General features: G+C 71.0%; 21 protein-coding genes. 7 read left to right on the forward strand and 14 right to left on the reverse strand.

Translation table 11 applies throughout. The features are described 5' to 3' along the window. Positions 1 to 3 precede the first annotated feature (3 nt). Positions 4 to 708, reverse strand: coding sequence for a DUF2786 domain-containing protein (locus ABZT18_RS16270; protein WP_354992818.1), 705 nt, complete (start codon positions 706 to 708; stop codon positions 4 to 6). Between the two features lie 127 nt (positions 709 to 835). Here ABZT18_RS16270 and ABZT18_RS16275 point away from each other — a divergent pair, with 127 nt between their 5' ends. Further along, positions 836 to 1,276: a hypothetical protein gene (locus tag ABZT18_RS16275; RefSeq protein ID WP_354992819.1), complete on the forward strand. Its 441-nt coding sequence runs from the start codon at positions 836 to 838 to the stop codon at positions 1,274 to 1,276. A 57-nt stretch (positions 1,277 to 1,333) separates the two neighbouring features. On the opposite strand, the gene ABZT18_RS16280 is transcribed toward ABZT18_RS16275, so the two are convergent. Beyond that, complete coding sequence (locus ABZT18_RS16280) at positions 1,334 to 1,723, reverse strand: hypothetical protein (protein WP_354992820.1); 390 nt, start codon at positions 1,721 to 1,723, stop codon at positions 1,334 to 1,336. Positions 1,724 to 1,879: 156 nt separating this feature from the next. Between ABZT18_RS16280 and ABZT18_RS16285 the strand changes: the two genes are divergently transcribed. After that, positions 1,880 to 3,223, forward strand: coding sequence for an ABC transporter substrate-binding protein (locus ABZT18_RS16285; RefSeq protein WP_354992821.1), 1,344 nt, complete (start codon positions 1,880 to 1,882; stop codon positions 3,221 to 3,223). Between the two features lie 61 nt (positions 3,224 to 3,284). On the opposite strand, the gene ABZT18_RS16290 is transcribed toward ABZT18_RS16285, so the two are convergent. Together ABZT18_RS16290 and ABZT18_RS16295 are read right to left on the reverse strand one after the other, a co-directional pair. Then, a complete protein-coding gene (locus ABZT18_RS16290; protein WP_354992822.1) occupies positions 3,285 to 4,028 on the reverse strand; it encodes an enoyl-CoA hydratase/isomerase family protein in 744 nt (247 codons plus the stop codon). A gap of 52 nt (positions 4,029 to 4,080) precedes the next feature. After that, entirely contained in the window at positions 4,081 to 4,938 is an 858-nt protein-coding gene (locus ABZT18_RS16295; RefSeq protein WP_354992823.1) for a 3-hydroxyacyl-CoA dehydrogenase family protein, read from the reverse strand. A 177-nt stretch (positions 4,939 to 5,115) separates the two neighbouring features. Between ABZT18_RS16295 and ABZT18_RS16300 the strand changes: the two genes are divergently transcribed. Continuing rightward, positions 5,116 to 5,403, forward strand: a complete 288-nt coding sequence (locus ABZT18_RS16300; protein WP_354992824.1) for a hypothetical protein — start codon at positions 5,116 to 5,118, stop codon at positions 5,401 to 5,403. 53 nt (positions 5,404 to 5,456) lie between these two features. Here ABZT18_RS16300 and ABZT18_RS16305 read toward each other — a convergent pair whose 3' ends face one another. Then, positions 5,457 to 6,242 (reverse strand): class I SAM-dependent methyltransferase, encoded by a 786-nt coding sequence (locus tag ABZT18_RS16305; protein ID WP_354992825.1) that lies wholly within the window; start codon positions 6,240 to 6,242, stop codon positions 5,457 to 5,459. Positions 6,243 to 6,296: 54 nt separating this feature from the next. On the opposite strand from ABZT18_RS16305, the gene ABZT18_RS16310 reads away from it, so the two are divergent. Beyond that, the gene (locus ABZT18_RS16310; protein WP_354992826.1) at positions 6,297 to 6,686 is read left to right on the forward strand and encodes a PPOX class F420-dependent oxidoreductase; all 390 of its coding nucleotides are present in this window, start codon (positions 6,297 to 6,299) and stop codon (positions 6,684 to 6,686) included. A gap of 86 nt (positions 6,687 to 6,772) precedes the next feature. On the opposite strand, the gene ABZT18_RS16315 is transcribed toward ABZT18_RS16310, so the two are convergent. Next, a complete protein-coding gene (locus ABZT18_RS16315; protein WP_007073996.1) occupies positions 6,773 to 6,982 on the reverse strand; it encodes a BldC family transcriptional regulator in 210 nt (69 codons plus the stop codon). A gap of 251 nt (positions 6,983 to 7,233) precedes the next feature. Further along, positions 7,234 to 8,073 (reverse strand): hypothetical protein, encoded by an 840-nt coding sequence (locus ABZT18_RS16320; protein ID WP_354993123.1) that lies wholly within the window; start codon positions 8,071 to 8,073, stop codon positions 7,234 to 7,236. A 192-nt stretch (positions 8,074 to 8,265) separates the two neighbouring features. On the opposite strand from ABZT18_RS16320, the gene ABZT18_RS16325 reads away from it, so the two are divergent. Both ABZT18_RS16325 and ABZT18_RS16330 read left to right on the forward strand, forming a co-directional pair. Then, on the forward strand, positions 8,266 to 9,348 hold the full coding sequence (locus tag ABZT18_RS16325; protein WP_354992827.1) for a Glu/Leu/Phe/Val dehydrogenase: 1,083 nt from the start codon (positions 8,266 to 8,268) through the stop codon (positions 9,346 to 9,348). A gap of 300 nt (positions 9,349 to 9,648) precedes the next feature. Next, the gene (locus ABZT18_RS16330; RefSeq protein WP_354992828.1) at positions 9,649 to 9,861 is read left to right on the forward strand and encodes a DUF3073 domain-containing protein; all 213 of its coding nucleotides are present in this window, start codon (positions 9,649 to 9,651) and stop codon (positions 9,859 to 9,861) included. Between the two features lie 137 nt (positions 9,862 to 9,998). Here the strand turns inward: ABZT18_RS16330 and amcA are convergent, their stop codons facing one another. From amcA to ABZT18_RS16355, 5 genes are all read right to left on the reverse strand, one after another. Then, positions 9,999 to 10,226 carry a multiple cyclophane-containing RiPP AmcA gene (gene amcA / locus ABZT18_RS16335; protein WP_354992829.1) on the reverse strand — a complete coding sequence of 76 codons (228 nt, stop codon included), beginning with the start codon at positions 10,224 to 10,226 and terminating at the stop codon, positions 9,999 to 10,001. Then, positions 10,195 to 11,298, reverse strand: a complete 1,104-nt coding sequence (amcB, locus tag ABZT18_RS16340; RefSeq protein WP_354993124.1) for a cyclophane-forming radical SAM peptide maturase AmcB — start codon at positions 11,296 to 11,298, stop codon at positions 10,195 to 10,197. The genes amcA and amcB overlap by 32 nt, the downstream gene beginning before the upstream one ends. Before the next feature lie 131 nt (positions 11,299 to 11,429). After that, positions 11,430 to 12,584, reverse strand: coding sequence for a phosphoribosylformylglycinamidine cyclo-ligase (gene purM, locus ABZT18_RS16345; protein ID WP_354992830.1), 1,155 nt, complete (start codon positions 12,582 to 12,584; stop codon positions 11,430 to 11,432). 59 nt (positions 12,585 to 12,643) lie between these two features. Beyond that, positions 12,644 to 14,182 carry an amidophosphoribosyltransferase gene (gene purF, locus ABZT18_RS16350; protein WP_354992831.1) on the reverse strand — a complete coding sequence of 513 codons (1,539 nt, stop codon included), beginning with the start codon at positions 14,180 to 14,182 and terminating at the stop codon, positions 12,644 to 12,646. Positions 14,183 to 14,349: 167 nt separating this feature from the next. Further along, entirely contained in the window at positions 14,350 to 14,703 is a 354-nt protein-coding gene (locus ABZT18_RS16355; protein ID WP_354992832.1) for a sterol carrier family protein, read from the reverse strand. Between the two features lie 161 nt (positions 14,704 to 14,864). Between ABZT18_RS16355 and ABZT18_RS16360 the strand changes: the two genes are divergently transcribed. Next, positions 14,865 to 16,874: a hypothetical protein gene (locus tag ABZT18_RS16360; RefSeq protein ID WP_354992833.1), complete on the forward strand. Its 2,010-nt coding sequence runs from the start codon at positions 14,865 to 14,867 to the stop codon at positions 16,872 to 16,874. 124 nt (positions 16,875 to 16,998) lie between these two features. Here ABZT18_RS16360 and ABZT18_RS16365 read toward each other — a convergent pair whose 3' ends face one another. Together ABZT18_RS16365 and purL are read right to left on the reverse strand one after the other, a co-directional pair. Beyond that, positions 16,999 to 17,754 carry a 2-phosphosulfolactate phosphatase gene (locus ABZT18_RS16365; RefSeq protein WP_355251601.1) on the reverse strand — a complete coding sequence of 252 codons (756 nt, stop codon included), beginning with the start codon at positions 17,752 to 17,754 and terminating at the stop codon, positions 16,999 to 17,001. Between the two features lie 4 nt (positions 17,755 to 17,758). Then, entirely contained in the window at positions 17,759 to 20,443 is a 2,685-nt protein-coding gene (gene purL, locus ABZT18_RS16370; RefSeq protein WP_355251547.1) for a phosphoribosylformylglycinamidine synthase subunit PurL, read from the reverse strand. Positions 20,444 to 20,476 lie beyond the last annotated feature (33 nt).

A 20,476-nucleotide genomic window follows, 5' to 3' on the forward strand; every position in this document is an offset into this window, starting at 1 on the left:
GAATCAGCGGCCGATCCGCCGATCAACAGCGGAGCCGCCAAGGTCCCGACCGCCCAGGTTCGCGTGCCGACCGGCCTCCGCTCCCGAGCCGAAGCCGGTGCCGCCCAGCCGCCGTGGCGGTGCGGTGCGCAGCCGCGGGTACTCCTCGACGAGCCGTCGCTGCACCCGGTCGGACCGGTCGGCCAGCACCAGCTCCACCGATGCCGTGCCCGACTCGCTGGCCGCCGCTGTCTCCGCCGCCCAGAGCCGGCCCCCGATGACCTGCGCGAACCCGGCCAACCAGGAGCGGCGGAAGGCGGCGGGATGGTCGTCCGCAGGCACCGCGGTGGCGGCCAGGCCGTGCGCCGCCTGCACGAGCAGTGAGGTGAAGAGCAGGTCGACCCGTTCCAGGTCACTGGCGAAGCCGAACAGGTGCAGCGCGAAGCCGTTGCCCTGCCGGCGGCGTACGCAGCGGCAGCGCAGTGGTTCGGCGACCGCGGCGAGCAGACCGACCTTGTCGCGGGCGTACGGGGCGACGATGTCCAGCACCCGGTCGCCGACCGGGTCGGTGGTCGGGTCGCGGGCGGCGAGCAGCGCCCGGTCGACGCCGTAGCGGGCGATCAACTCGGTCGCCTTGGCGGTGAACGCGGCCGACTCGGCGGGCGTGCAGGCCGGGTCCTCGGCCTGGGCCAGCAGCTTGCGAACCTTGCTGAGCATGGCCTCGGACATGCCTACAGAGCTACCACATGGGCCGGACACAACAGGGGCCGCGCCGCCATTGATCGATCAGTATCATCGTCACGGTCGGATGATCAATTCGATACGGACGGTCAATCACCTGTTTCCGGAGGCACGCATGTCATCCCCGACCGCTCGCCTGCTCGCCGTCGCCACGGCCACCGCACTGCTCTTCGCCGGCACGCCCACGCAGGCCGCTCAGGCCGCCCCAGCCGCACCGACCACCCCCGGGACGAACGTCTTCGCCCCGCTCGCCACCTGCTACGGCGGGGCCGTCCGGTCGTACTTCGCGGCCGGCCGCTACGGCGGCGAGGCCGGCCAGTTCCGCACCACGACCCGCTGCCGCGACATCAACGTCCGCAACGCGAGCGTGTACGCCACCGAGGCGTGCGTGATCTTCGTCGACAAGACAAGCGCCTGTAACTACTGGACCTACCTACCGGCCAACTCGGGCTGGATCACGGTGGCGACCAACGTCCGGGACGGGGTCAACTTCCGGGTCCGCTTCGAGAACCTGCGGTACGAGTACGAGCCGCTGATCGCGTACCACGCGTTCTGAGTGTCCGGCGCGGTCGCGGCGTCCGCCCCCCGACGGACGCCGCGACCCGGCGGCGTGTCACGCGGCGCGGCTGCGCAGGGTGGCGATCGTCGAGCCCGCGAGCGTGAGCAGGCAGTCGGGGAGCAGCCCATCGGCCGCCGCGGCGCCGAACAGGGCCTCCCCTGTCGGTTCGTCCCGGTTGGCGTACGCGCTGACGAAGCGGGCCACCCAGCGGGTGTCGTAACCGGCCTGATCGATCCCCGGGAAGTCCAGCGCCGCTCCGCTGGCCGCCGGCGCGTCACCGAGCATCGTCGCGGCCAGGCACCAGGCGACCCCGTACGCGCCGCTCAGGCCGGCCCGGTCGACGACCGCGTCGAATGCTCCCACCACCGCGTCTCCATCCCCGCTCAGCGCCGAGTGGAGCACGGCGGCCGCGTCGTCGAACGTCTGCTGTGGTAGGTCCGTCACGCAGCGCACAGTAGGACGGGCGGTCAAGGCCTCTCAGCGACCATCACTGTCCGTGTTCAACGCGAGCTACCTGCGCTTTACGCCACCTCCACGGTCCCGCCGTCAGCCTAGGCACGCTAATGTGCGCAGCGGACCTTCGCCGGAGGAAGGACGACCATGCTCGTATCACGCCGCTCGCGGGTGGCCTCATTGGCTGCCTGCGCGACGATCCTGCTCGCCACAAGCGCTTGCGGGGATGACAAGGCCGAAGAGGCAAGCACTCAACAGGTGCGCCTCTACGGCACGGACGGCAACATGCTCAACTCCTATCCTGCGGAGTTGAAGGAACGCGCGAGTCTCGTCGACGGGATGAAGGGCACCACGCCACTCGTACCGCTGCCCGAGGACTTCAAGAGCCGACTGAGGGCCGTCGATCCGGCGCTGACGGACTTCGTGTACTCCGCCGAGTCGTACGACGCGACGGTGATCGCCGTGCTCGCCGCCCAGTTGGCCGGGAGCACCGACCCCGCTGCCATCGCGAAGCAGATCGTCGGTGTGACCAACGACGGGCAGCGCTGCGAGGACCCGGCGAGTTGCCTCGCGCTGGCCCGTAACGGGCAGGACATCGAGTACCGCGGCGTCTCGCTGACCCGGGCGGGCTTCACCGACAAGGGTGAGCCGGCCACCGCGAGCTACGCCACGCTGACCTTCGACGGGCAGCAGATCAACGACGGAAAGACCGAGTTCGTCGGGGCTGGCATCGAGTCGGCGGCGAGCACCAAGACTCCACCGAAGCCGAAGAAGCAGCGCCCGGGCGGAGACCCCGACCAGCAGCCGCTGATCCTGGGCGGCCTGCTGCCGAAGACCGGTGACCTGTCGATCGCCTACCCGCCGATGGCGGCCGGTGCCGCGTTGGCGATCAAGGAGGTCAACGCCGCTGGCGGCGCGCTGGGCAAGCCGGTGACCTGGCTGGATGGCGACGACGGCACCAACCCGGCAGTGGCCAAGGCGACCGTGGCCAAGCACGTGACCGACAGCGTCAGCGTGATCATCGGTGCCGGCGGCTCGGGCATCTCCCGGGCGGTCCTGCCGGACGTGGTGCAGGCCGGGAAGATTCTCTTCTCGCCGTCCAACACCGATGCGGGCCTGACCGACGTGGAGGACAACGGCTTCTACTTCCGCACCGCCCCGCCGGACAGCCTGCAGGGCCGGGCGCTGGCCGACGTGATCCTCCGCGACGGGTCGCAGAAGATCGTCATCGTCGCCCGCAAGGACTCCTACGGCGAGGGCCTCCAGGCCACCGTCCGCGAGGAGTTGGAGAAGGCCGGCATCGCCGGTGACCGCCTCAAGCTGATGAACTACGAGCCGCCGGCTGATGCCAAGGCAGCCCCGGTCGACTTCAGCGGCGGCGCGAAGGAGATCAAGGACTTCGGTGCGGACGCCGTGCTGATCATCGGCTTCGGTGAGTCCGCCCAGGTGATCCGCGGATTGGCCGACGCCGGGGTGCCGATCCGGCAGTAGGTACGACCGCAGACCCACGACGGCCGCACCGGCATCCGGTGCGGCCGTTCGTTTCGTGGGATCACCGCGTCCGGCGGCGTTCCAGGAAATCCGTCATCCGCCGCTGCTTCTCCTCGTCCTCGAAGAGCACCGCCTGGCTGACCAGATCGAGCTGCGGGTGCGCGGCGGCGGGCGCGTCCACCGCCAGCTTGGTCAGCCGGACCGCCAGCGGCGAGCCCAGGGCGATCTCGTCCAGCAGCCCGTGCGCCACCGTCAGCAGCTCGCCGGGCTCGTCCACCACCCGGTTCACCAGACCGATCCGCAGCGCCTCTGCGGCGTCCACCCGCCGGCCGGTGAACAGCAACTCCTTCGCCCGACCCTCGCCGATCAACGCGGGCAGCCGGTGGGTCGCGCCGGCGCCGGCCAGGATGCCCAACCGCACCTCCGGCTGGCCGAAGACCGCCCGTGCCGTGCACACCCGCAGATCGCAGGCGTACGCCAGCTCCGCGCCACCGCCCAACGCCGGGCCGTCGACGGCGGCCACGGTCGGCATCGGCAGTGCGCGGATCCGGGCGAAGGCGGCGGAGTTGATCGCGGCGAGGGCGTCCGTGCGGCCCCGTTCGCGGAGCTGGCCGATATCGGCGCCACCGGCGAAGATGCCCGCCGCGCCACCGGTGAGCAGCAGCAGCCGGGGGCGCGCCTCCAGCTCGGCGCAGACCTGGTGCAGCTCGGTGATCAGGTCGGCGTCGATGGCGTTGCGCTTCTCCGGCCGGTCCAGGGTGACGACCAGTCGATCCGGCCGCTCGTCGATCCGAAGCCCGGTCACTGTGCCCACCTTCCGTTCACGACTGCGGGGCTCGCAAGCTCACTCCTCGCGCTCACTGCTTCGCACCGCCGTCCCACCGGTAGAAGCCGTGCCCCGACTTCTTGCCCAACCGCCCCTCGGCCACCATCTCCAGTAGCAGCGGGGGCGGCGCGAAGCGGTCCCCGTACGCGGCCTGGAGGGTGCGGGCGATGTCCAGCCGCACGTCGAGGCCGACCAGGTCGGTGAGCTCCAGCGGCCCGATCGGATGCCGGTAGCCCAGCACCATCGCCTTGTCGATGTCGGCAGGGCTGGCCACCCCGTCGGCGACCATCCGGATCGCCTCCAGCCCGAGGGTGACCCCGAGCCGGGAGGTGGCGAAGCCGGGCAGGTCGCGTACGACGACGGGGTCCTTGCCCAACCGGCCGGCGAGCGCAACGGCCGCGGCCGTGGTCTCCTCGGCGGTGGCCGGTCCGACCACGATCTCCAGCAGCGCCATCGCCCAGACCGGGTTGAAGAAGTGCAGGCCGAGGAAGCGCTCGGGCGCGTCCAGCCCGGCTGCCAGCTCGCCGATGGCGATGCTGGAGGTGTTGCTGCCCAGCAGGGCCGGGTGCAGCGCTGCGGCGTCACGCAGCACCGCCCGCTTCAGGTCGAGTCGCTCCGGCACCGCCTCCACGATCACCTCGGGGGCGGGAGCGACCTCGGCGAGTGTTGGGCGCAGCGTCACCCGCTGCCGGTTCACGGCGGCCTCGTCGGCACTCAGCTTCCCGCGCTGCACCGCCCGCTCCCACAGCTCGGCGAGCCGGTTCAGCGCGGCCGCACCCCGCTCGGGGTCCACCTCGACCAACTCGACGGCGTGCCCGGCTCCGGCCGCCACGTACGCGATGCCAAGCCCCATCGTGCCGGCACCGACGACCACGAAACGATCGCTCATCACGCCTCCCTGTCCCACCCGCCGACGCGCGGGGTTCCCGCCACACCGGCCCGGGTGTTCCGCCCGCTCCGCTCGCTCATGGTGCGACCCTATTCAGCACCACGACCCGCCCCATGCGTGGGGGAGCGCGGGATCGGGTAATGACGGCCCGTCAACCGAGGGAAGGAACCAGTCGACATGAGCCAGGCACCGGAGAGCGTCACCGGCGGGGAGATCGTGGAGACCCGGGGCGACGAGCGGGTCGAGCTGCTGCGCGCCGACACCAACAACGACGGCAAGACCGACGTGTGGGTGGTGGACACCGACGGCGACGGTAAGGCCGACCTGTTCCAGTTCGACACCGACGGTGACGGCAAGGTGGACATCACCATGGTCGACATCGACGAGGACGGCACCCCGGACGAGGTGGTCGACGGCGACGGCGGTTTCCCGCCCGAGCAGCTTCCCCCGACCGTCCAGGTCTGAGAATTGGGTTGCGGAAGGGCCCCTGGCGTTGATCGGGGGCCCTTCCGCCGATATCAGGGTGAGTCGGCGAGGCGCAGGGTGGCCAGGTAGTAGGGGGCGTCCCGGTCGTCCACATCGGTCAGCCGCCACCCGGTGCCGTGCACCAACGCGGCGAACTCGTCCGCCGAGCAGACCAGGTAGTCGAACCACTCGGTGCCCAGCTCCCGGTAGCGCAGCCGGAGCCGGAGCTGGCCGCCGAGCCGGCCCCGACGGCGGTTGCGCTCGTGGTAGCCGGTGTGCAGCGGGTCGCGGGTGCCGTACGGGTCGGTGCCGTGCGCGATGATCTGCGCTCCCGGTCGGGCCAGCGCGGCGAGCGCCGCCAGGAACCCGGGTGCACGCTCCCGGCCCTCGAACAGTCCGAGGTTGTTGCCGAGCAGCAGGAACGTGTCGTACCGCTGGCCGTCGGCGACGTGCGTGTCGACGGTGCCGTGCACCAGCCGCCGGACACCGCGACGTCGGCTCACCGCCAGCGCGCCCGCTGAGGTGTCCAGCCCGGTGACCGGTACGCCGCGCTCCTGGAGCAGCAGCGCGATCCGGCCTGCGCCGGTGCCGATGTCCAGCGTCTCGCCGCGGACCCGGTCCACGGCCCGGTGGTCGTACGGCTGCCAGTCCGCCGGCCCGTCCAGGTAGTGCGCGGCCGGCGCGCCATTGATCAGACCGTCGTCCCGTTCGATGATCTCGATGACCGGCCGAGGCAGTCGCCCGCCGACCAGCGGTCGAGGGCCCACTCCGGTGGCCACGGCGAGCGTGTCACGCAGCAGTTCACCGATCACGTCACCGATTTGAGGCTCGCCCATCACGACGTTCACGCTATCCGGCCACTCAGTGGCCCGCAGCAGCCGTATCCTGGCGGCGTGACCACGTTGGACCGGCTGTCGGCCGAGAAATACATCCTGCTCACGACCTTCCGCAAGGACGGTCGGGCGGTGCCGACCCCGGTTTGGGCGGTACGCGACGGCGAGGCGTTGGCGGTCTGGACCCGGGCCGACTCGGGCAAGGTGAAGCGGATCCGCCGCAACGGCGAGGTGACCGTGGCGCCGTGCGACGTGCGGGGCCGGCCACACGGGGCGGAGGTGTCAGCCCACGCGACGCTTTACGAAAACGGTGACATCGGCCGGGTCCGCGACCTGCTCAAGCACAAGTACCGCCTGCTCGGTCGGCTGAGCCTGCTGGGCAGCCGGCTGCGGCGCGGCGAGGGCGGCACGGTCGGTATCCGGGTGACGTTGGCCGAGGCACAGCGCTGAGACGGGGCTGACGTCGGGCCCGGCGGGACATGGAAAGGGGCGGCGGATCGAGATCCACCGCCCCTGACCGGAAAATATGCTGCCGCTCAGTCGCCCTGCCGCTGCTGCGGGATCTGGCCCTGCAACAGCGCCCTGACCTCCGACTCGCGGTACCGACGGTGGCCACCCAGGGTGCGGATGGCACTGAGCTTGCCAGCCTTGGCCCACCGGGTCACCGTCTTCGGGTCGACACGGAACATCGACGCCACCTCGGCCGGTGTGAGTAGCGGCTCTGGTTCGTGCGTTCGCGATGCCATCGGTCACTCCTCCACGTGTATAGACATCGGCCGGGGTCCCGCCGGCCGACGCGCCTCCCATGGTCCGGCTAGTCCCCGATGTCCGACATGGGCCGAACGGATGAAGGTCCCTAGACGGACGGATGAACCATGCCCGATTTTTACGACTTTTACACGGCAGAAAGTACCTTATTCGGACTCATGATCACGGTTCGTGATGCGTCAACTACGAGCACCGCTCGCCTTGGGAGCGCTCCTGGGGTGAAATGCCCCTAATTGCACCGCTCCAGCAACTGCACCGCGCGCCATCGGGCCACCAGCTTGTCGTACGCGGTCGACGCCTCCTCGGCCTCACCGCGTGACAGCCCCGCGAGACCACTGGCGACCAACTCAGGCGAGTCGTCCGCAGCGAGGGTCTCGTCGGAGAGCAGGTCGACCAGGCCGCCGTAGTCCAGCTCCACCACCGAGCGCGGATGGAACTCCTCCAGCCAGCGGGCCGCCTCCTCCACCGCTTCGGTGATCGGCGCCTCGCCCACCGACTTGCGCAGCACCGACAGCGCGCGCGACGAACGGCGGCGGGCCTTGGAGATCTCCGTCCGGTAGCGCAACGCCCGTCGGTCCGGCGCGGTGACCAGGTCCCGCTCGGAGGGGTCGAAGAGTACGAACCAGCGCAGCGGCACGCCCCAGGTGGCGATCTGCTCGTGCACCCTGGGCACTCCGTGCTCCAGCACCCGGGCGCCGCTGCGCCAATCGTCGATCACCGCCCTGGCCTGCCCGGCGAGCACCGGCGGCACGAAGGCGTCGGCGAGCACCGAGGGCACCCCGTCGCGGGCGCTGAGCGCCGCCTCAGCGACCCGGATCCGCAGATTCCAGGGGCAGACCAGCAGACTGTCGTCCGTCTCCAGGACGTACGCCTCCTCCGGCAGGTCCGGTAGGCGGGTCCAGCCAGCGCCCAGTGCCTCGATCACTGCCGTCCGCTGCCGGCCCGGCCCCTCGACCGGGGCCACGGCCCGACCCTCCGAGACGTAGCGGCGCCAATAGCTCTGCCGGTCTCGATCGAAGGCGGGCAGCGGTTCGTACACGCGCAGGTAAGAAGCGAAGAGCGACGGCACGGCGCGATCCTCCCACGAACCGCACCCGTACGCGGTCAGCGGCCGGACCACGCGCGCCGCCACGTGGGACGGCGGCGGCGCGTCGAGCGCCTGCACGGCGGCCGATACTAGGCTCGATCACACCGGCAGCATCCCCGCCGGGGTCCACCAGGTCCGCGTTCCACAAGGACGCACACCACTCCAGGAGCAGTCATGGGCGTATTCGCGAGCACCGACGACCCGGTATCGACCGGTCACGAACAGGTCGTGTTCTGCCAGGACAAGCAGAGCGGCCTGAAGGCGATCATCGGGATCTACTCCACCGCGCTGGGGCCGGCGCTCGGCGGCACCCGCTTCTACCCGTACGCCAGCGAGGACGACGCGCTCGCCGACGTGCTCGACCTGTCCCGCGGGATGGCGTACAAGAACGCGCTCGCCGGGCTGGACCTGGGCGGTGGCAAGGCTGTCATCTGGGGTGACCCGGAGCAGATCAAGAGCGAGTCGTTGCTGCGCGCATACGGTCGCTTCGTGGAGTCGCTGGGCGGTCGCTACTACACCGCCTGCGACGTCGGCACGTACGTGGCGGACATGGACGTCGTGGCCCGCGAGACCCGGTACGTGACCGGCCGCAGCGTGGAGCACGGCGGCGCCGGCGACTCGTCGATCCTGACCGCCTGGGGTGTCTTCCAGGGCATGCGGGCCGCCGCCGAGCACACGTGGGGCACCCCGAGCCTGCGGGGCCGGCGGGTCGGTGTGGCCGGCCTGGGCAAGGTCGGCAAGTACCTCACCGGGCATCTGCTGGAGGATGGCGCCGAGGTGGTCGCCACCGACGTCAACCCGAAGGCGCTGGCCTGGGCGCGCGCCAACCACCCCGAGGTCACCCTGGTGGACGACGCCAGCGCGCTGATCGCCGCGGACATCGACGTGTACGCCCCGTGCGCGCTCGGCGGCGCGCTGAACGACGACACCGTGCCGGCGCTGCGCGCGAAGGTGGTGACCGGTGCGGCGAACAACCAGCTCGCCCACCCGGGCATCGAGAAGCTGCTGGCCGACCGGGGCATCCTCTACACCCCGGACTACGTGGTCAATGCCGGTGGTGTGATCCAGGTGGCCGACGAGATCGAGGGCTTCAACTTCGACCGGGCGAAGCTGCGGGCGACCCGGATCTACGACACCACCCGCGAGATCCTGCGCCTGGCCGACACCGAGGGCGTACCGCCGGCGGTGGCCGCGGACCGGCTGGCGGAGCGGCGGATGGCGGATGTCGGCCGTCTGCGCGCGATCCACCTGCGCTGAGCGTTTCCGGAGGCGGATCGACGGGATCCGCCTCCGGGCCTCCTGTGCCGGCCTGGCTCGGTAAGCTGAGGCCGGGTCAAGTTTGATGCAGTTTGTCCGGTGTCACGGGCGCTAACCGTTCCGCTCCTTACCCGGTACACTGGGTGACGGCCGGATCGACGCGACGCGCAGAGCCGGCTGACGGTAACCCGAGGTGCCGAACGGTGGCATCCCCATGTACCGTAAGAGCCACGAGAGATGCCTGACGTCATCGGGGCCCGCCTTCGGGCTGCCCCGCATTCTGTGCGAGGGGGTCGAGCCATGGGGCGCGGCCGTGCTAAGGCCAAGCAGACAAAGGTGGCCCGGGAGTTGAAGTACCACTCCCCGAACACCGACCTCACTGCCTTGCAGCGGGAACTGGGTGGTGCTGGAAAGTCTGAGCACCACTTCGACGACGACTCCAAAGAGTTCGTCGACGATGATGAGGATCACGCGGACGACGACCCGGATCCCTGGGTTCGTCCGACCCGCTGACCCCTCGATGCAGTTGAGCACGCGGTGATCCCCGCGTGCTCACGCACGTCTGGTACCGATACAGGTGCCGACGATCAGGGGCCTGGCGCGACCGGAGACACTCTGGCCGCTCGACAGGCCCCTGATCCCGGCTATCTTCAGCGCGGGCGATTGTTCCAGTTGTAGAACGTCGGGATGTTCTCGAAGTGGTTCCAGGCGCAGACCGCGCTGGCGCCGTCCCCGCCCGACACCTCCGAGCGCAGTCGCCGCGCATCCTCGGCCTCCTGCAGCAACGCGACGAGCGCGGGAGCCGCCTCCCGCACCCGCTCGGTGACTCCGTCATCCACTTCGCGCTCAGGCCGCCGGTGACTCGTGGTCTCGGGCATGCTCCAACACTCCCTCCAATAGGCGGATCTTGCTGTTGCGGCAGTGCTCGGTCTCCGTACCGTCAAAACGCCCCAGCTCGAAGTAGCGGTTGGCCGCATGGCCACCGCCGCAGAAGCCGAAGTACGGGCAGGACGCCCGGCACGCCTCCACCCCAGCCAGAAACTCACCCACCCACGGCGTCGCCGCCGCACCGGTCAGGATCTCCGCCAGTGGGGTCGTCAGCACGTTGCCGCTGCTGAAGTCGCCGTAGCGAGGGTCGGTGAAGCCCGCCAGCTCCGGGGAGAGCACGGTCACCGAGCCGTCGTGTCCGATCGTCGGGATCGGGTCCAGTTGGCGGGGCAGCACCCCGTCCGCCGAGTTGTCGAGCACCGCCGCGGCGTAGCGCAGCGACCACTCGATCTCGCGTAGGTGAATCCGCGGCTCACGGCGCCACGCCGCGACCAACTCCGCCCAGAACGCGGTCACCGCCGACGAGTCGTGGCGGTTGTCGCGGGTGTTGACCCCCTCGGTCTCCTCGATGTTGATGCCCAACACGTCGCAGCCAAGCTCAAGGAAGTAGTCGTACAGCTCGGTGGCGAGCCCCGACTCCGGCCGGGACACCACGGCCAGCGCGGAGAAGGGCAGGCCCCGACGGCGCAGCACGGTGACGCCGCGCAGGATCCGGTCGTACGCCGGCTGGCCGCCCCGGTTGACCCGGTCGCCGTTGCGCGCCCGGGGCCCGTCCACGCTCACGCTCACCCGCATCTCGTGCCGGGCGAAGAAGTCGCACCAGTCGTCGTCGATCAGGGTGGCGTTGGTCTGCACGTGGTGCTCGACCTCAGGCCCGAACGGCGCGATCAGGTCGGCCAGGTGCTCCCGGCCGGCCGCCAACGGCTCGCCGCCATGCCACACCACGGAGAACCGGCCAGCCGCCGCCCAGGGGTTGACCGCTGCCGCCACCGCCTCGGCCACTGCCACCGGCATCCGCCGGTCGGCCGCACGGAACGGCAGATAGCAGTACGCGCAGTCGAGGTTGCAGAGGGTGGTGGGCTGCATGACGACGTACGACGGGACGGCGGCAAGACCGCGCATCCCGCTGAACGACTGTCCCCGAGCAGCCATCGCCCTCCTCCATTTAGCCTGAGGGGTGCCCTTCAGGCTAAGCGGCATTGGCCACTCGGGTGAAGCCCTGATCAGGTGCCCGTACGATCACCAGAGCGTGATCATCCCCGGGTGTGCTGACCAACCATCTGCACGTTGCCGGTGCCTTCGATGATCTCGCCGGCCTGCCAGGCCTCGACCCCACGGCCGGTCAGCGTGGCCAGCGCCCGGTCGGCGTCCTCGGCCGAGACGATCGCGAACATGCCGACGCCCATGTTGAAGGTCGACTCCATGTCCTGGTCGTCGATCCGACCCTTCGTCTGGATCAGGTCGAAGACCGGCTGCGGCTTCCAGGTGGACCGGTTGACCACCGCGTCGACGTTCTCGGGCAGCACCCGGACCAGGTTGCCGGGGATACCGCCACCGGTGACGTGGGCCAGCGCGCGCACCTCGGCCTCGGCGATCAGCTTGAGGCAGTCCTTGGCGTAGATCTTGGTCGGGGTGAGCAGCTCCTCACCCAGGGTCCGCTGCCGACCGAAGTCGTCGATCACGATGTCCAGTCGCATCCGGGCCGCGCCCAACAGCACGTGCCGGACCAGCGAATAGCCGTTGGAGTGCAGACCGGAGGAGCGCATGGCGATCACCACGTCGCCCACCTCGACCCGGTCGGGGCTGAGGATGTCGGCCTCCTCGACCACGCCGACACCGGTCGCGGAGATGTCGTACTCGTCCGGGCGGAGCACGCCGGGGTGCTCGGCGGTCTCCCCGCCCAGCAGGGCGCAGCCGGCGTAGCGGCAGCCGTCGGCGATGCCCGCGCCGATCTCGGCGACCTTGTCCGGCACGACCTCGCCGGTGGCGATGTAGTCGAGCAGGAAAAGCGGCTCGGCACCGCAGGCCACCAGGTCGTCCACGACCATCGCGACCAGGTCGATGCCGACCGTGTCGTGGATGTCCATCTGCTGAGCGATCACCAGCTTGGTGCCCACCCCATCGGTGGAGGACGCCAGGATCGGGCTCTTGTACTTCTTCGTGTCCAGCCGGAACAGACCGGCGAAGCCACCGAGGTCACCCAGCACCTCAGGGCGGCGGGTCTGGCGCACCTTCGACTTGAGCATCTCCACCGCGCGGTCGCCCGCGTCGATCGAGACCCCGGCGTCGGCGTACGAGACCGAGCGTTTGCGCGCCTGACGGCCAGCGCCGGCCGTCCAGGGCTGGCGGTCGCCACCGGCGCCGGTCGGGCTGCTTCCTGCGCCGCTGCGCTCGGACACGTGCGTCACGGTTCTCCCCTTTGGTTCTCGGTGCCGCGCCGGCGATGGCCGGGCCGCGCCGGTTGGTGCTACGGGCGGTTTGCGGTCACGCCACCCGGAGTGGCGACGAACGAGCCGTTGGTGTGCGGGGCTTCCGGCGCCGAGTTGGCGACCCGTCGGCCCACCCCTTCCAGCACGTGCTTTCCGATCAGGTCGCCGTCCGGCAGCTCGATCGGGTACTCCCCATCGAAACACGCCCGACACAGCCGGGTCTTCGGCTGCTCGGTCGCGGCGATCAGGCCAGGAAGCGAAACGTAACCCAACGTGTCGGCGCCGATGGAGCGCCGGATGCCGTCGTTGTCCAACCCGTTGGCCAGCAGCTCCGCCCGGGTGGCGAAGTCGATGCCGTAGAAGCACGGCCAGCTGACCGGCGGGGAGGAGATCCGGACGTGCACCTCCAGCGCCCCCGCCTCCCGCAGCATCCGCACGATGGCGCGCTGGGTGTTGCCGCGCACGATCGAGTCGTCCACGACCACCAGCCGCTTGCCCCGGACGTTCTCCCGCAGCGGGTTGAGCTTGAGCCGGATGCCGAGCTGACGCAGGGTCTGCGACGGCTGGATGAAGGTGCGCCCCACGTACGTGTTCTTCATGAGGCCGGCGCCGTAGGTGATGCCGGACGCCTCCGCGTAGCCGATCGCGGCCGGGGTGCCCGACTCGGGCACCGGGATCACCAGGTCGGCCTCGACCGGGTGCTCCTTGGCCAACTGCCGACCGATCTGCACCCGCGCCGCGTGGACGTTACGCCCGGCGATCGTGGCATCCGGCCGGGCGATGTAGACGTACTCGAAGAGGCAGCCCTTCGGCTCCGCCGCGGCGAACCGGGTGGAGCGCAGCCCGTTCTCGTCGATCGCGATCAGCTCGCCCGGCTCGACCTCACGCACCACGCTGGCACCGACGATGTCCAGTGCGGCGGTCTCACTGGCCACCACCCAGCCGCGCTCCAGGCGGCCGAGCACCAGCGGGCGGACGCCGTGCGGGTCGCGCGCCGCATAGAGGGTCGCCTCGTCCATGAAGACGAAGCTGAACGCACCGCGCAGCTGGGGCAGCACCTCCAGTGCGGCCGCCTCGACCGACAGATCCGGTCGGCTGGCGAGCAGCATCGTCACCAGAGAGGTGTCGTTGGTCGAGCCGTCCGCGACGAGGCCGCGCTCGGCGACCTCCTTCTCCAGCTCGGCCGTGTTGACGAGGTTGCCGTTGTGGGCCAGCGCGATGGTCGTGCCGGAGGTGGTCGACCGGATCGTCGGCTGGGCGTTCTCCCAGTTGGACGCGCCGGTCGTCGAGTAACGGGCGTGCCCGATCGCCAGGTGGCCACGCAGGCTCGCCAGGGTGGGCTCGTCGAAGACCTGGGCCACCAGGCCAAGGTCCTTGTAGACCACCACACCGGAGCCGTCGCTCACCGCGATGCCCGCCGCCTCCTGGCCGCGGTGCTGCAGGGCGTAGAGGCCGAAGTAGGTCAGATTGGCAACCTCTTCGCCGGGGGCCCAGACGCCGAAGACGCCACAGGCATCCTGGGGGCCAGGTCGTTGGGGGTCAAGGTCGTGGCTCAGCCGGCCGTCGCCTCGGGGCACCTACCGCTCCCTCATGCTGGTCTGGACCGGCCGGGCGGGATCACGGACGGATCCACACTCCTCTGCCGGGACCACTGTCATCGCCTGACAGTGTACGCGAATCGCCGTCGACACAGATAGTCACGATTTCTGCGCTCAGCGTCACGGTGAGTGGGACATCGGGACAACTAGAGGGGCAGATACGCCGAGAGGTCCGCCCGAACACCGCTCATCTGGACGCGACCCTCGGCTACCGCCTCCGCCCAGCCGACTCTCCCGGTTGCCAGTTCCAACCAGGTGTCGGGACCCATCTCGACCACGTTTGGTGGGTTTCCCCTGGTGTGTCGAGGTCCGGGTACGCACTGGATGGCCCCGTATGGTGGGACGCGCACCTCCACCGATCGGCCGGGGGCGCGCTCCGCGAGGACGGCCAACAACGACCGGACCGCCTCCCGGAACACCGGCCTTTCGGGCGTACGCCCCTCGTCGAGCGCCGACAACGCCGCCGTTACGGCAGCGGACTTACTGTGCGGAGAGGACACGACGGGACGATACGACCCGCAGGCCGAGCATCCGACGTTGGCCCTGGGTCGCGCCAAGCCAGTCGGACAAGGCATAGTTGCCGACGGCGTATTCGAACCGTGATGATCCCCGGCCCGGCGCCCCGCCGGTCAGAGGGAAGTCAGCCCGGAAGGCGGTGGACGTGTCAACACACCGACGTGCCTGGAAGCAGCGGGCCGGTGTGGTCGTAGCGCTGGTCGCCGGCGCTCTGCTCGCCGTCCCCGCCACACCAGCAATGGCCGCAACGGTCGAGGTGTCCCCGAACTCAGTCTCCGTGAACGCTGGCAGCGATGCCACGGTCACGGTGCGTGTCACTCCCGGTGATGGCGACCGAGAAGCGAAGATCAGCCTCTCCGGGCTGCCGTCGGGCGTCAGCTGCGCCAGCGGGTGCGGGACCGTCAACTTTCCGGCTCTGAGCAACCAGCCGAGGGCGCAACTGGTCCGGATCGCTGCCAACGACAACGCGGGCGATGCCACCGCCACGGTCACCGTGGCCGTCGAGGCCGAATCGGGCCCGAGCACCGCCACCTTCTCGCTGACGGTCAAGGGCAAGGCAGCGCCGCCACCGCCGCAGAACCAGACCGTGAAGTCAGTCGCCGGCAAGGTCGTCGTACAGGCCAATGGCGATGCGGTGCCGAACGCCGTGGTGATGCTGCTGGACAGCGGTGGTAAACGCCACGACGCCATCAGCGACGGCAGCGGCAACTTCCGCTTCACCGGCACCACCGACAACCCGATCGCCCCCGGCCGCCTCGAACTGGGCGCCAGCTCCGACAACGTCGTTGGCCGGAAGACCATCAACGCCAACGCCGGGCAGTCCGTCACCGGCCAACGGATCACCCTCGCGATCAAGGTCGAGGTGACGCCGAGCGCGACGCCGTCCGCCACCGCCGAGGCCGTCCCCACCGAGGAGGCGACCGAGGAGGGCACCGAAGAGGAGCCCACCGCGGAGGCCACCGCCGGTGCCCCGGCGAACGCCGCGAACAACGAGGACGGCGGCGGTTTCAGCTCGTACCTGATCATTCTGCTCGGTGGTCTTCTGGTGGCCGCCGGTGTCGGCACGATCGTGCTGCTCTGGATGAAGCGCAAGGAGAGCGGCGACGACGATGACGACCCGGCGACCGGTGGTGGCGGCGGTGTCGTCCCGCCGGCGCGGGGCGGGTTCCGTGGCCCCGACGATCAGACCCGGGTGGTCGGCGGCCGTCCTGGCGGCGGCGCGGACCCGACCATGGTCGGCGGTGCGGCGCTGAGCGAGGCGCCGACGATGATGCACCGCCCAGTGGTCGATGACGTCCCACCGGACCCGTACGCCGCGCCTGCACAGCCGTACGGCGGTGCGGGCCAGCAGAGCTGGGGCGGCGCCGGCTACGGCGAGGAGCCGGCACCCGGCGGGTACGGCGCCGGCGGCTATGGCAACGCCCCCGCCTCTGGCGGCGGCTACGGCGCTCCTGCAAGCGGCTACGGCGCTGGCGCGGCCGGTGACGGCTACGGCGCCGCGCCCGGTTCCGGCGCCGGCTACGGCGCCGGACCGGCCTCCGGTGGCAGCTACGGCAACGCTCCGGCCTCCGGCGGTGGCTACGGCAGCCGTGACTACACCGCCCCGGCCGGGACCGCCGCCTACCCGCCGGCTCCCGCTGGCGGAGCGGCCTACGGCGAGCGGTACGACGAACCGACCGGCCGTTACACCGGCGACAGCACCCAGTACCCGGCTCCGGCCGATCCGTACGCCACCGGCGTCTACCAGCCGGAGCAGGGGCACGGGTACGGCCAGTCCGACCCGGCCCCGTACGGCGGTCGGGCTGCCGAGCCGACCGCGGGGTACGGCGGTCAGGAGGCCGGCGGCTACGACCAGTCCGGCTACGGTCAGCCTGCCGCCGGTGGGTACGACCAGGCCAACTACGGCCAGGAGCCCCCGCAGCAGCGCGCAGGCTACGACGACCGGGGCTACGACCAGGGTGGCTACGGTCAGCCCGCCGCCGGTGGGTACGACCAGGCCAACTACGGCCAGGAGCCCCCACAGCAGCGCGCAGGCTACGACGACCGGGGCTACGACCAGAGCGGTTACGGTCAGCCCGCCGCCGGCCGCACCCGGCCGGACACCCCGCCGCCGACCGAGCGGGGCGGTCGACGCCTCGACTGGCTGGACGACTGACCGACCACAGCGCCTTCAGCAACGGCGAAACGGCCATCCGGATCTGCGGGTGGCCGTTTCGCTGTCGCAAGGTCCACGCGTGGATGTCGTGACTTCACGGAAGCCGAGATGATCAGGGGCGCGGTCAGGCCGCGGAGAAGACGCCCTGGTGGAGCACCGGCACGACGTCCGACACGCTGATCCGGACGGCGATGTCCACGTCGCTGGCGAAGCCACTTTCGGTCAGCTCCCGACCGGAGATGCTCCCGCGCACCGCGGCGGGCACATCCGGAGTGCTTGCCAGCGCGGCGAGCGCCATGGCCGCCTCCACCGAGAGCCCGCCCGGCACACCGGACAGGGAGTCCAGCACCGAAGCGGCGCCGAGCTGGTCCTCCACCGACGGTCGCAGCGACCCGTCCGGCCACCGCTCCCCCGAGGCGATCACACCGATTGGAGCGTCCGTCGTGCCGTACCCCTGGCGGCGCAGCCAACGCCCGACGGCGTCCGCGTTCCGCAGGCACGCCGCGACCACCGGCAGGCCCGTGGCGCTGGCGGCGGCGCTGATGGCGGAGCCGTTCGGCGAGGGCAGAACCAGGTCCGCCACCACCGGGGCCGTGCTCAGTGCGGCGGGCGAGAGCGACCACGGATGCTCCGTGGTCGTCCGCCGTCGGCCCACCGCCGCGACCGCACCGACACGTACGGCGTACTCGGCGGCCTGCTCACCCCAGGGGAACGGGTGCACCCGCATGCCACGGGCGACGGCCACCTCCACGGCGGTGGTGAACGACAGCACGTCCACCACCACCAGCGCAGCGCAGACCCGACCGAGCTCGGCCGCCCCGGTCAGGCCCCAGTCGAATCGGGCACCGGAACCGGGTTGGCCGTAGACGGCGGCCGCCAACGCCTCAGCGCTCGTCAGGCGACGGCTCGGTGACACCGGTGTCAGACTCGGACGACCCGTCCTGGTCGGTGACGCTCGGCTGCTCCGACCCGATCGGCTCGACCGCGCCGGTCTCCGGGGAAGGGCCTGAAGAAGCGATGGGCTCCGAGACCACCTCGGCCGGGTCGAGCGGCTCGGCCTGTGCGACCGGCAGCGGCACTGCCTCGACCGCCCCCGCCACGCCGGCGGCCGGCGCGGGCACCTCGACGGCGGCAGCGCCCCCGAAGAGGCGCGGCAACGTCTCGGTGTGCGCGGTGCGCAGCTCGTCCAGGCCGATCCGGAACTGACCGTGCACCTCAAGTGCTCCGCCGGACGGGTCGGTGACGCCGATCAGCTCGAACGGCACCCCACGCTCGGCGCAGAGCGCCGCGAACGCCTTGTCGTGGCCACGCGGCACCGACACCAGCACCCGCGCGGCGGACTCACTGAACAGGTAGACGAACGGCATCGAGCCGCCGGCGAAGTGCTCCGGCACCGCGATCCGGGCGCCGACGCCGCGACGCAGGCAGGACTCGACCAGACTCTGGGCGAGGCCACCGTCGGAGAGGTCGTGCGCGGAGGTCAGGTGACCGACCCGGGCCGCCTCGGCCAGCAGGTCGGCGAGCGCCTTCTCCCGGGAGAGGTCGACCTGCGGCGGGATGCCGCCCAGGTGCTCGTGCGTCACCCAGGCCCACTCCGAGCCGGACAGCTCCACGTTCGTCTCGCCGAGTAGGTAGAGCTGGTCGTGGTCGCCACCGGCGCGCGGCACGAAGCCCATCGGCACCCGGTCGGCGACGTTGTCCAGCACACCCAGCACGCCGACCACCGGGGTCGGGTGGATGGCCGCCGCGCCGGTCTGGTTGTAGAAGCTGACGTTGCCGCCGGTCACCGGGATGCCCAGCTCCAGGCAGCCGTCCGCCAGGCCGCGCACGGCCTCGGCGAACTGCCACATGACGCCCGGGTCCTCCGGAGAGCCGAAGTTGAGGCAGTCGGTCACGGCGATCGGCTTCGCGCCGGTCACCGCCACGTTCCGGTACGCCTCGGCCAGCGCCAGCTTGGCGCCGTTGTACGGGTCGAGCCGGGTGTACCGGCCGTTGCCGTCCACCGAGAGCGCCACGCCGAGCCCGGTCCGCTCGTCGAGCCGGATCACGCCGCCGTCCTCCGGCTGGGCGAGCACCGTGTTGCCCAGCACGTAGCGGTCGTACTGCTCGGTGACCCAGGTCTTGTCGGCCAGGTTGGGTGACGCGATCATGCGCAGCACGGTTTCCCGCAGCGCCTCCGGGTCGGCCGGGCGGGGCAGCGTCTCGGCCCGGTCGGCCTGAAGCAGGATCAGGTCGGCCGGCTCACGCATCGGCCGGGCGTAGACCGGGCCGTCGTCGACCAGCGAACCCGGCGGCACGTCGACGACCAGGTGGTCCTGCCAGGTGATCAGCAGTCGGCCGGGACGGCCGTCCGGCTCCGGTGCGGTGACCTCGCCGATCGCGGTGGCGAGCACGCCCCACTTGTCGGCGGTCTTGAGCACCGCGTCGAGCTTGTCCGGCTCGACGACCAGCAGCATCCGCTCCTGCGACTCGCTGGCCAGGATCTCGTGCGGGTCCATCGAAGGCTCACGCAGCGGCACGCGCTCCAGCCAGACCCGCATGCCGGTGCCGGCCGCGGCCGCGGTCTCGGTGAGCGCGCAGGTCAGACCGGCGCCGCCGAGGTCCTGGATGCCGACGACCAGCTGGCCGTCGTACAGCTCGAGGCACGCCTCGATCAGCAGCTTCTCAATGAACGGGTCGCCGACCTGCACGGCGGGGCGGCGCGCCTCGCTGCCCTCGTCGAACGTGGCGCTGGCCAGCACGGACACACCACCGATGCCGTCCCGGCCGGTCTTGGCGCCCAGCAGCACGACAACGTTGCCCGGGCCAGCGGCGGCCTTGTTCTGCAACCGGTTCACCGGCAGCACGCCCAGGCAGAGCGCGTTGAGCAGGGGGTTGCCCTGGTAGGAGGGGTCGAAGACCAACTCGCCACCGATGTTGGGCAGACCGAGGCAGTTGCCGTAACCGCCGACGCCGGCGACCACGCCGGTGAGCACCCGGGCGGTGTCCGGGTGGTCCGCGGCACCGAAGCGCAACGGGTCCATCACCGCGATCGGGCGGGCGCCCATGGCGAGGATGTCCCGGACGATGCCGCCGACGCCGGTCGCCGCACCCTGGTATGGCTCGACGAAGCTCGGGTGGTTGTGCGACTCGACCTTGAAGGTCACCGCCAGCTCGTCGGAGATCTGCACGACACCGGCGTTCTCGCCGATGCCGGCGAGCAGCCGGTCGCTGTGCGGGGCCTTCTCACCGAACTGGCGCAGGTGCACCTTGCTCGACTTGTAGGAGCAGTGCTCGCTCCACATGATCGAGTACATCGCGAGCTCGGACTGGGTGGGCCGGCGGCCGAGGATCTGCCGGATCCGGTCGTACTCGTCGTCGCGCAAACCCAGCTCGGTGTACGGCTGGAGCTCGCCCGGCGTGCCACCGGCACGCGGCACGGTGTCCACGCCGTCGGCCCAGTCGGCCGTGGCCGGCTGGGCGGGAGCGGTCGCCTGGTAGGCGGGTTCCGCCGGGCGCGGCTCGGTCGGCTGCGCCGGGGCAGAATACGCCTCCGGTGTGTCCCGTACCGGGTCCGGATGGGTGGTCATGACCTCTCCTCGCTGCGCTCGTGCCCGCCTGAC

This window comes from Micromonospora sp. NPDC005291 (genome assembly GCF_040607415.1).
Taxonomy (GTDB): domain Bacteria; phylum Actinomycetota; class Actinomycetes; order Mycobacteriales; family Micromonosporaceae; genus Micromonospora.

Coding starts and splice junctions, on each gene's coding strand:
- ABZT18_RS16270 (WP_354992818.1), bottom strand. CDS start 708: ATGTCCGAGGCCATGCTCAGCAAGGTTCGCAAGCTGCTGGCCCAGGCC.
- ABZT18_RS16275 (WP_354992819.1), top strand. CDS start 836: ATGTCATCCCCGACCGCTCGCCTGCTCGCCGTCGCCACGGCCACCGCA.
- ABZT18_RS16285 (WP_354992821.1), top strand. CDS start 1,880: ATGCTCGTATCACGCCGCTCGCGGGTGGCCTCATTGGCTGCCTGCGCG.
- ABZT18_RS16295 (WP_354992823.1), bottom strand. CDS start 4,938: ATGAGCGATCGTTTCGTGGTCGTCGGTGCCGGCACGATGGGGCTTGGC.
- ABZT18_RS16300 (WP_354992824.1), top strand. CDS start 5,116: ATGAGCCAGGCACCGGAGAGCGTCACCGGCGGGGAGATCGTGGAGACC.
- ABZT18_RS16315 (WP_007073996.1), bottom strand. CDS start 6,982: ATGGCATCGCGAACGCACGAACCAGAGCCGCTACTCACACCGGCCGAG.
- ABZT18_RS16325 (WP_354992827.1), top strand. CDS start 8,266: ATGGGCGTATTCGCGAGCACCGACGACCCGGTATCGACCGGTCACGAA.
- ABZT18_RS16330 (WP_354992828.1), top strand. CDS start 9,649: ATGGGGCGCGGCCGTGCTAAGGCCAAGCAGACAAAGGTGGCCCGGGAG.
- amcA (WP_354992829.1), bottom strand. CDS start 10,226: ATGCCCGAGACCACGAGTCACCGGCGGCCTGAGCGCGAAGTGGATGAC.
- amcB (WP_354993124.1), bottom strand. CDS start 11,298: ATGCGCGGTCTTGCCGCCGTCCCGTCGTACGTCGTCATGCAGCCCACC.
- purL (WP_355251547.1), bottom strand. CDS start 20,443: ATGACCACCCATCCGGACCCGGTACGGGACACACCGGAGGCGTATTCT.